The sequence below is a fragment of the Desulfobacter sp. genome (assembly GCF_050177295.1).
In genome coordinates this window covers 1-8970 of the sequence record NZ_JBFXHE010000172.1, presented here as the reverse complement: position 1 = coordinate 8970, position 8970 = coordinate 1, and the positions used below count along the sequence as shown (strand labels likewise).

Here is an 8970-nt window from a genome sequence, read left to right as displayed (position 1 = left end):
CCCTGGGGCTAAGCCTGGCGCTTGTGGCCCAGGGCCATTTGACCCTGGCGCAGCTGGTGCAAAAAATGGCTAAAGCCCCGGCAGATCTCATGGGGATCAACAACGATATTGTGCCGGGCAACCCGGCGGATCTCACCCTGATTAATATGGATGTCGGCTGGACCGTGGATCCAAATTCATTTGTCAGCAAAGGACGCAATACGCCTTTTGCCGGCCGCAGGCTCACGGGTGCGGCCGTTTTGACCATTGTTGGCGGCCGGATTGTTTACGCTATAGATTGTTAGAGGAATAGCCATGACCCTGCAGCTGAAAGAAAAGAAATGGTTGAGTTCGGAAGAATATCTTGCATTTGAAAAAAATTCAGAGATCAAGCATGAATTTTTTGACGGCCAGATGTTTGCCATGACCGGGGCCAGTTTAAATCATAATCGGATCAGTAGAAATATAGAACGGGAATTGGGGGTTCTGCTAAAGGGATCTTCATGTGAAAATCTATCCAGTGACATGCGGGTTAAAATCCAGGCAAAGGAACAGTATACGTATCCTGATATTGTTATTGTCTGTGACGATATTCTTTTGGAAGAAATTAATGGTGTTGAGACTCTGCTTAACCCGGTTGTTATTATTGAAATTCTTTCGGACTCAACTGAAGCATATGACCGGGGGAAGAAATTTTCCAGTTACCGGCTTATTCCTTCGCTTCAGGAGTATATCCTGGTCTCCCAGAATCATTGCCAGGTTGAAAGGTTTATTCGTGGGGATGATAGCTGGAGATACTTCTCCTATGAAGACATGAAGCAGCGCGTTACCATAGATTCTGTTGATGCTGAGGTGCTGTTATCAGATATATATTACCGGGTTGGGCTTGGCGTTGACGAGAGATAGAAAAATTAATCCTTGGGACGAATAACCTGGGATAGGACTCAATGGCAGACGTACACAGCATTCTGGTGGTGGATGACGAACTGAGCATGCGCCAGTTCCTGGAGATGCTTTTGTCCCAAAAAGGGTATCAGGTCACGCTTGCCAAAAACGGCAAGCAGGCCCTGGGCAGTATTAAGCAGAAAAAATACGATCTGGTGCTCACCGATATCCGTTTAGGCGACATTACGGGCCTGGATGTGTTGCGGGCCGTGAAAAAGGAGCACCCGGATACCGTGGTGATCATGATTTCCGCCTACTCTACAACGGAAATCGCTGTGGAGGCAATGAACGAGGGGGCTTACGATTTTGTGCCCAAGCCCTTTGATAATGATGAACTTTGCGCCACCATTGCCAAGTCCCTGGCGCTTTTGACCCTGGAGCAGGAAAAGGCGTACCGGTCAACTGAACTTAAAAGCCACCTGCATTTTAACCGTATCATCGGCAACAGCCCGGGCATGCAGGCGATTTACCAGCGGATCCGCCAGATCAGCCCCACCAGGACCAATGTCCTGGTCACCGGTGAAAGCGGGACAGGCAAGGAGCTTATCGCCCGGGCCATCCACGATAACTCTGAGCGCAAAGATAAGCCCTTTGTGGTGGTCAACTGCGGCGGGATTCCGGAGACGCTCATGGAGAGCGAATTTTTCGGTCATGTTAAAGGATCATTTACAGGGGCTGTGGCAGACAAACAGGGATTGTTTGAGGCGGCCAATACCGGCACTATTTTTCTGGATGAAATCGGGGAACTGTCCACATTTCTGCAGGTAAAACTCTTGCGTGCCGTCCAGGAAACCCGGTTTACGCCCGTGGGCGGCACCCGGGAAATTGATGTGGATGTCAGGATTATCTCTGCTACCAATAAAAAGCTGGAGCAGGAGGTCATTGACGGCAATTTCAGGGAAGATCTGTTTTTCCGGCTTAACGTCATACCCGTCAAAGTGCCGCCGTTGCGGGATAGAAAAGGGGATGTTGAATTACTGGCAGCCCATTTTGTGGAGAAATACTCGAAAAAATTGGGCAAGGATATTGTAAAGCTGTCGTCCTATGCCATTGATTTTTTGAACCGGTATTCCTTCCCCGGCAATGTCAGGGAGCTTGAAAACCTGATCGAGCGCTCTGTCGCACTCTCTTCAACCAATATCATCCTGCCCGAAAGCCTGACTATCTCCTCGCATAAACGTCGGCGCTGGATAGAGGGAGTTAAAGATAACCGCTATGACCTGGAAGATGTGATATCCGGTGTGGATCTGGACAAAATCATGTCTGAAATCGAAACCGCATATGTCAAAAAAGCCATGGAAGTTTGCCAGGGTAACAAAAGCAAGGCCGCTGAGCTTTTAAATTTAAGCTTAAGATCTTTCAGGTATCGCCTGGATAAAACCACGCCGGACAAAAATGAATCCGGGGATCGTGATGCAGGATAATTGAAGCAAGGTTGACAATTTTTCTTAAGGGATGTTTTCTGGCTTCAAACAGACATTTCAGTGTGTCCAGAAACAGGGATTTGCCGAACTGCCGGGGAAGGGAAAGGAAATAATAGATCCCTTGTTCAGCCAAGGCGAATGCCTGTTGTGTTTTATCGATATCCAGTAATTTATTGATCAAGTTGGTCTGAATGGATATAGTGAGTTTAATATGTTGTTTATTTACATCATTTTAAACCCAAGGAGACAAAATGATTGTCAATGTGTCAGAGGCAAAAGCAAAGCTCTCCAAATTGATAGATATGGCATACCAGGGTGAGGAGGTTATTATAGCCAAAAAGAATCTTCCCTTGGTCAAGCTGGTGGCCCACAAAATAAAGTCAAAACGCAAGTTGGGCCAGATGAAAGGGCAGATAATTATACCCGATGATTTTCTGGAAGAAGACGAGGCGCTCAATGCCATGTTTTATGGAGAGGAAGAATGAGAATCCTCGTGGATACCCATATCTATTTATGGATGCTATCCTGTCCTGAGAAACTGACCGATGCCAGACGTTATGAACTTGAATCATCAGTAAATGAGGTGTTTTTCAGTTCAATCAGCATAGCCGAACTCATGATAAAACATTCCATCGGCAAAATTAATATCACTTTCAATCCCTTGGAAATGGCTATGGAAATGGGACTTGAGACATTGAATTTCACAGGGGAAGATGCCTTACTTTTAAAAAGTCTTCCATTTTTTCATAAAGATCCCTTTGACCGAATGCTGGTTGCACAATCCATGACAAACAAGCTGACCCTGATGTCGGACGATTCAAAAATTAAAAAATATGATTGTAAATTGATATAGTGTACCAACATTACTACACAATCTGGAAAAAGAGGTTAATTATGACTATTACAACAATTTCCGGCTTAACGTCATACCCGTCAAAGTGCCGCCGTTGCGCGATAGAAAAGGGGATGTTGAATTGCTTGCAGCCCATTTCGTGGAGAAATACTCGAAAAAATTGGGCAAGGATATTGTAAAGCTGTCGTCCTATGCCATTGATTTTTTGAACCGGTATTCCTTCCCCGGCAATGTCAGGGAGCTTGAAAACCTGATCGAGCGCTCTGTCGCACTCTCTTCAACCAATATCATCCTGCCCGAAAGCCTGACCATCTCATCGCATAAACGTCGGCGCTGGATAGAGGGCATTCAGAATAATCGCTATGATCTGGAAGATGTTGTGTCCGGTGTGGATCTGGACAAAATCATGTCCGACATTGAAGGCGCATATGTCAAAAAAGCCATGGAAGTTGTCCAGGGCAACAAAAGTAAGGCAGCCGAGTTATTAAATTTGAGCTTAAGGTCTTTCAGGTATCGTTTGAACAAAATCATGCCGGACAAATAATGAAAAAAAGATTATCAAAAATTAATTCATGACTGAGAGTATATAGCGATAGCGATAGCTAAGGTATAAGAGACAATCTTGCCAAACGCGGCAAACAGGCCCTGGTCACTCTCCATCCAGGGATCCAGCGGGCACCTGTTCCCACTCAAAAGATACGATGTTTCTTTTTTCTTTTGAAAATTCGATGCCGATGAGAAAAATGCGTTTTCCGTCTTCCATATATTTTTCAAAGTAGCGTTTTTCCTTGATCTGCACCAGTGGATTTTTGTTTTTGGAATGTCCGTCCTGAAGCACTTTGAATTCAAAGATATATATTTTTTCATGCCCGGGAAATTTCAGGGTCAGATCCGCCCGCCCCCTGCTAGTGATATCTTCTGCGGTCAGGTCCAAGCCGAGGCCGGCGAGAAAGGCATAGATCACGCTGACATAAAATCCTTCATAATGGGTCAGGTTCCCGTGGGCGGTGTAGGGGATGGCGGCAAAAAGGCGTGTGATCTGTGCCTTGAGGCCCGTGAAATCATCTTCGAGCAGGGTTCTGTATAACCGGGCATCTGGTTGAAACCGGTGTTCCGTAAAGTATCCGATCAGGTATTGATTGAACGCGTTCTTGACTTCAAAGTTGGGATAGGAAAGGGTATGGATCACCTGGTTAAAAATGGTGGCGGTTTTTTTGATGGTCAGGTATCCGGTCTGGAACATCAGCGATTCGATGGGGATATTGCCCACATCAAAGGTGTTTAGAAGCTGCTCCGACACTTCCAGGTTTTCCAGATTCGGCAGAAAGTATTGTTTTGCCCGGATCATGTCCATCAGAAACGTGGGCGTGCCGGTTTCGAACCAGTAGTTTTTGAACTTTCCGCCTTCCTGGAAGAACAGCAGAATGTCGTAGGGATTGTACACCCGCTCACCGGAAAATGAATAGCCGTTATACCATTTTGCCAGTTCCGCCAGATCTACCGGACCACCGGGTCCGGTCCGGGCCAGATGTTCTTTGAATTCGGTTTCCACATCCATCTGGGTATATCCGCAGATGGTGCTGTATTCCGGGGACAGGGTGATGTCCCGCAGATTGTTCAACCCGGAAAACAGGTTCATTTTACTGAACTTGCTCACGCCTGTGAGAAATGCAAACTTGATGTGTTCATCCGCATCCTTGATGGCGGAATAGAATCCCCGCAAGAAGTTTCTGACAGACAATGCCGTGTCTTCCTCTGTGATATTGTCCAGAATCGGCTTGTCATATTCATCCACCAGTACCACCACCCGCCTCTGATATTTTTCATGGCAGGCCTCGATGAGACCCCTGAAATAATTGCCGATGGTTTCCCTGTTCGCCGCAGCGACCCCGTTGTCTCGTTCATTTTTCTGAAGCAGACCGGCAATGGTTTTCTCAAGATGTTCGGATGACTGACACACATCCCCGCCAAAGCTGATTTTGATTACGGGATATGTTTTATCCCAGTCCCATTTGTCATACACAAACAAGCCCTTAAACAGGTCTTTTCTTGCTTCAAACAAACATTTCAATGTATCCAGAAACAGGGATTTTCCGAACCGCCGGGGCCGGGAAAGGAAATAGTATTTGCCGCTGTCGGCAAGTTTAAGGGCCAATGGAGTCTTGTCGATATATATGTAATTCTCTGTCCTGATTTCAGGAAAGTTCTGTATACCCAGGGGCAGTTTTTTCATGGTCACGCGCCTTCCAGGGAGCCGGCAGCCACCTGTTCCCAGGCAAAAGATACGATGTTTCTTTTCTCTTTTGAAAATTCGATGCCGATGAGAAAAATGTGTTTTCCGTCTTTCATGTATTTTTCAAAATAGCGTTTTTCCTTGATCTGCACCAGTGGCTTTTTGTTTTTGGATTGTCCATCCTGGACCACTTTGAATTCAAAGATGTAAATCAAATCGTTGGAGAATTTGATCACCATGTCGGCCCGGCCGGTGCTGGTCGTGTCTTCCATCCGGATGTCAATGCCCAGGGAATAAAAATAGGCATAGATCACACTGGTATAAAACCCTTCATACCCGGCAATGGTGTTTTTCATATAGGCATTGTAGGGGATGCCGGAAAAAAGGCGCTTCAGCACCGGCTCCAGATGTTCAACCTGCCGGTCTTCCAGGCAGACATACAGATCATCCTGTACCATCCCCCGGATGCTGTGGCTCTGGGTCAGATGATCCAGGAAATAGTTTAAAAAAGCGTGCCGGACTTCAAAATTGGGAAATCCCAGCCGATACCGGTTGATATGGGGAATCCGGGACGGTTTGACACCTTGAATGGTCAGGTATCCGGTCTGGAACATCAGGGATTCAATGGGGATATTGCCCACATCAAAGGTGTTCAAAAGCTGCTCCGACACCTCCAGGTTTTCCAGATCCGGCAGAAAGTATTGTTTTTCCCGGATCATGTCCATCAGAAACGTGGGCGTGCCGGTCTCGAACCAGTAGTTTTTGAACTTTCCGCCTTCCTGGAAGAACAGCAGAATGTCGTAGGGATTGTACACCCGCTCACCGGAGAATGAATAGCCGTTATACCATTTTGCCAGTTCCGCCGGATCCACCGGGCCGGCGGGTCCGGTCCGGGCCAGATGTTCTTTGAATCCGGTTTCCACATCCATCTGGGTATATCCGCAGATGGTGCTGTATTCCGGGGACAGGGTGATATCCCGCAGATTGTTCAACCCGGAAAACAGGTTCATTTTGCTGAACTTGCTCACGCCGGTGAGAAAGGCAAACTTGATGTGTTCATCCGCATCCTTGATGGCGGAATAGAATCCCCGCAAAAAGTTTCTGACAGACAATGCCGTGTCTTCCTCTGTGATATTGTCCAGAATCGGCTTGTCATATTCATCCACCAGCACCACCACGGGCATCTGATATTTTTCATGGCAGGCCTCGATGAGAAACTTGAAATAATTGCCGATGGTTTCCCTGTTTGCCGCGGTCACCCCGTTGTCTCGTTCATTTTTCTGAAGCAGGCCGGTAATGGTTTTCTCAAGATGTTCGGATGACTGGCACACGTCCCCGCCAAAGCTGATTTTGATCACCGGATATGTTTTATCCCAGTCCCATTTGTCATATACAAACAGGCCTTTGAACAGGTCTTTTCTTGCTTCAAACAGACATTTCAATGTATCCAGAAACAGGGATTTGCCGAACCGCCGGGGCCGGGAAAGGAAATAGTATTTGCCGGAATCGACCATTTTCAGGGCCAGGGGGGTCTTGTCGATATAGACGTAGTCGTCTTTTCTGATTTCAGGAAAATTCTGTATACCCAGGGGAAGCTTTTTCATGATAACGTTCCTTTTCTGTCTGTATCATATAACCCACATGGGCCGCAAGCCCACAACAAACAATGAAACTAAAGACTCCAACAATTCAGGGCTAAAATGGGCGCCGCAGGCGCTTCGCCCTCTTGTTTCTTGTATCTTGTCTCTAGTTTCATATAAAACAGCCATATCCTGACGGACACAATAAACAATGAAAGTTGTGAGTATTGAGTTGTGAGTAGTGAGAAAACAGCTTGTTTTAAATCTCACCACTCAATGTCATAAAGTTAAGATGATTTCAATTCAAACCATGAAGATCATGAAGGACATGAAGATTGATTTTTCGGTATGTATTCTTCATGCTCTTCATGTCCTTCATGGTAAAATAAAATATTCAGTGCTTAACTTTATGACATTGAGTCCTTTGTCCTTTTGAATCAGTGTTCTAATCTACCCTGAATTTGTTTATTTTAACCTGTATGATTTCAATCACTTCTTTGATGGTGATCTCAATATTTTCAGTTACGATTCCTTTTTTGTCGTGTTTGTGATGGGGAAACGTAGCAATCTTGTCGTGGTGTGGGGCATTGTCCCACCTTATAATCAGTGCAGCGTCTTGATCTTGCCAATGAAAAGAGTAGTTCCGTTCCGATTGATCCATATACTCTCTGGCAAACAGTATGGATTGATCGTGAAATACGATTTTGAGTTTGTAATAAAACCCATCATTCCACTGTTTAAAATCCTGAATTTCATATTTTTTTACCCAATTCGACTGATCAAGTAATTGCAAAATGTCCATTCTTGACCTCTTGGATTTTAAACGCTATGTCTTCGGCAATTTTTAGATAAGATTTCCATTCGATATAATCATCCCATTTAGAAAAATCCTCTTGCTTTGATTTTTTTATTTCTTGTTCAAAAACATTCCAAGTCTGATTATACTTAAGTTCGAAAAACCGCAACTTTTCTTTTACGTTGTGTAAATTCGCCTGATAATCCATCAATAGCCAGTTTGCTACATCTTGTTTATTTACAGTGATCATCATTATTCCCTTGTTAAAAATTATGTTTAGGGACGCAAAATAAATAACTTCCCGATTTTAAGACGTTGGCATGGATTTTTATATGAAACTAGAGACAAGATACAAGAAACAAGAGGGCGAAGCGCCTGCGGCGCCCATTTTAGCCCTGAATTGTTGGAGTCTTTAGTTTCATTGTTTGTTGTGGGCTTGCGGCCCATGGGGGTTATAGAAAACCGGCAAGAAAAGCCCTGAGTATTTAGCTCAGGGGATGAATTGCCGGACTCGCTAACCCTGAGATTCAATATATTTCCTTACGGCATCAATGGAAGCATTTCCGATTGAGCAACAAAAATATCCATCACTCCAAAAAGTTTTTTCCTTCCAAAAAAATTTCTGGAGCTGTGGCCATTCTTTCCATATACAATAGGTACTTTCCTGCTTTAATCGTCGAACAATTTGCAATGCAGAAAACTTGGGCACACTCTCTACCATCAAATGAATGTGATCACGGTCTACCTCTATCTCTTTAATTGCAAAATCCGATTTTTCTGCTATTTTTAACATAGCACATTTCATCCAATCCCCACACTGCATTAGTAAATTAAAATTTTATTATTACATCTAACCATAACAACTTGAAATTATTAATAAACATTCTCATTTTTGCAAAACATAAAATCTTGTCGTATTTTGAATAAATTCAACGAGATACATACGTCAATGTTTTTTGATGAAAAATGGTTTTAATGTGCTTAATATTTTTTACAACCGTCTTAACACCATTTGTGATTTTCAAATAAGTGCCTTTGGTGCGCCAGGATAAGCCTGGTCATTCTTGTAACCTGAAAGGAGGTTACCATGTAAATTGCTGATTAGACATGTAGCTGCGGTCTGTCGTGTGGAGGTAACAAAACACGGGGAGCAAGATCGG

The 8970-nt window shown here is 44.5% G+C and carries 11 protein-coding genes and 1 pseudogene; 6 read left to right on the top strand and 6 right to left on the bottom strand.

All coding sequences use genetic code 11. The features are described 5' to 3' along the window. The 3 genes and pseudogenes from AB7U36_RS12880 to AB7U36_RS12870 all read left to right on the top strand — a co-directional run. A pseudogene (locus AB7U36_RS12880) lies at window positions 1–284 on the top strand (dihydroorotase); the annotation flags it as partial. Between the two features lie 10 nt (window positions 285–294). Then, window positions 295–885, top strand: coding sequence for a Uma2 family endonuclease (locus tag AB7U36_RS12875; RefSeq protein ID WP_428160168.1), 591 nt, complete (start codon window positions 295–297; stop codon window positions 883–885). A 41-nt stretch (window positions 886–926) separates the two neighbouring features. Continuing rightward, the gene (locus AB7U36_RS12870; RefSeq protein ID WP_428160167.1) at window positions 927–2348 is read left to right on the top strand and encodes a sigma-54-dependent transcriptional regulator; all 1422 of its coding nucleotides are present in this window, start codon (window positions 927–929) and stop codon (window positions 2346–2348) included. Here AB7U36_RS12870 and AB7U36_RS12865 read toward each other — a convergent pair. Continuing rightward, window positions 2284–2529, bottom strand: coding sequence for an AAA family ATPase (locus tag AB7U36_RS12865; RefSeq protein WP_428160166.1), 246 nt, complete (start codon window positions 2527–2529; stop codon window positions 2284–2286). The two genes, AB7U36_RS12870 and AB7U36_RS12865, sit on opposite strands and share 65 nt — an antisense overlap. A gap of 70 nt (window positions 2530–2599) precedes the next feature. Between AB7U36_RS12865 and AB7U36_RS12860 the strand changes: the two genes are divergently transcribed. From AB7U36_RS12860 to AB7U36_RS12850, 3 genes are all read left to right on the top strand, one after another. Further along, the gene (locus tag AB7U36_RS12860) at window positions 2600–2833 is read left to right on the top strand and encodes a type II toxin-antitoxin system Phd/YefM family antitoxin (protein WP_428160165.1); all 234 of its coding nucleotides are present in this window, start codon (window positions 2600–2602) and stop codon (window positions 2831–2833) included. Then, window positions 2830–3201 carry a type II toxin-antitoxin system VapC family toxin gene (locus tag AB7U36_RS12855; protein WP_428160164.1) on the top strand — a complete coding sequence of 124 codons (372 nt, stop codon included), beginning with the start codon at window positions 2830–2832 and terminating at the stop codon, window positions 3199–3201. Before AB7U36_RS12860 ends, AB7U36_RS12855 begins: the two co-directional genes overlap by 4 nt. Window positions 3202–3295: 94 nt before the next feature. Then, window positions 3296–3745 (top strand): helix-turn-helix domain-containing protein, encoded by a 450-nt coding sequence (locus AB7U36_RS12850; RefSeq protein ID WP_428160163.1) that lies wholly within the window; start codon window positions 3296–3298, stop codon window positions 3743–3745. 105 nt (window positions 3746–3850) lie between these two features. Here AB7U36_RS12850 and AB7U36_RS12845 read toward each other — a convergent pair whose 3' ends face one another. From AB7U36_RS12845 to tnpA, 5 genes are all read right to left on the bottom strand, one after another. After that, a complete protein-coding gene (locus tag AB7U36_RS12845) occupies window positions 3851–5434 on the bottom strand; it encodes an ATP-binding protein (protein ID WP_428160162.1) in 1584 nt (527 codons plus the stop codon). Between the two features lie 2 nt (window positions 5435–5436). Further along, window positions 5437–7038, bottom strand: coding sequence for an ATP-binding protein (locus AB7U36_RS12840; protein ID WP_428160161.1), 1602 nt, complete (start codon window positions 7036–7038; stop codon window positions 5437–5439). A gap of 421 nt (window positions 7039–7459) precedes the next feature. Continuing rightward, window positions 7460–7816 carry a toxin-antitoxin system TumE family protein gene (locus AB7U36_RS12835; protein WP_428160160.1) on the bottom strand — a complete coding sequence of 119 codons (357 nt, stop codon included), beginning with the start codon at window positions 7814–7816 and terminating at the stop codon, window positions 7460–7462. Next, complete coding sequence (locus AB7U36_RS12830; RefSeq protein ID WP_428160159.1) at window positions 7794–8063, bottom strand: hypothetical protein; 270 nt, start codon at window positions 8061–8063, stop codon at window positions 7794–7796. Before AB7U36_RS12830 ends, AB7U36_RS12835 begins: the two co-directional genes overlap by 23 nt. A 261-nt stretch (window positions 8064–8324) precedes the next feature. Further along, complete coding sequence (gene tnpA, locus AB7U36_RS12825) at window positions 8325–8615, bottom strand: IS200/IS605 family transposase (RefSeq protein ID WP_428160158.1); 291 nt, start codon at window positions 8613–8615, stop codon at window positions 8325–8327. Window positions 8616–8970: the final 355 nt, after the last annotated feature.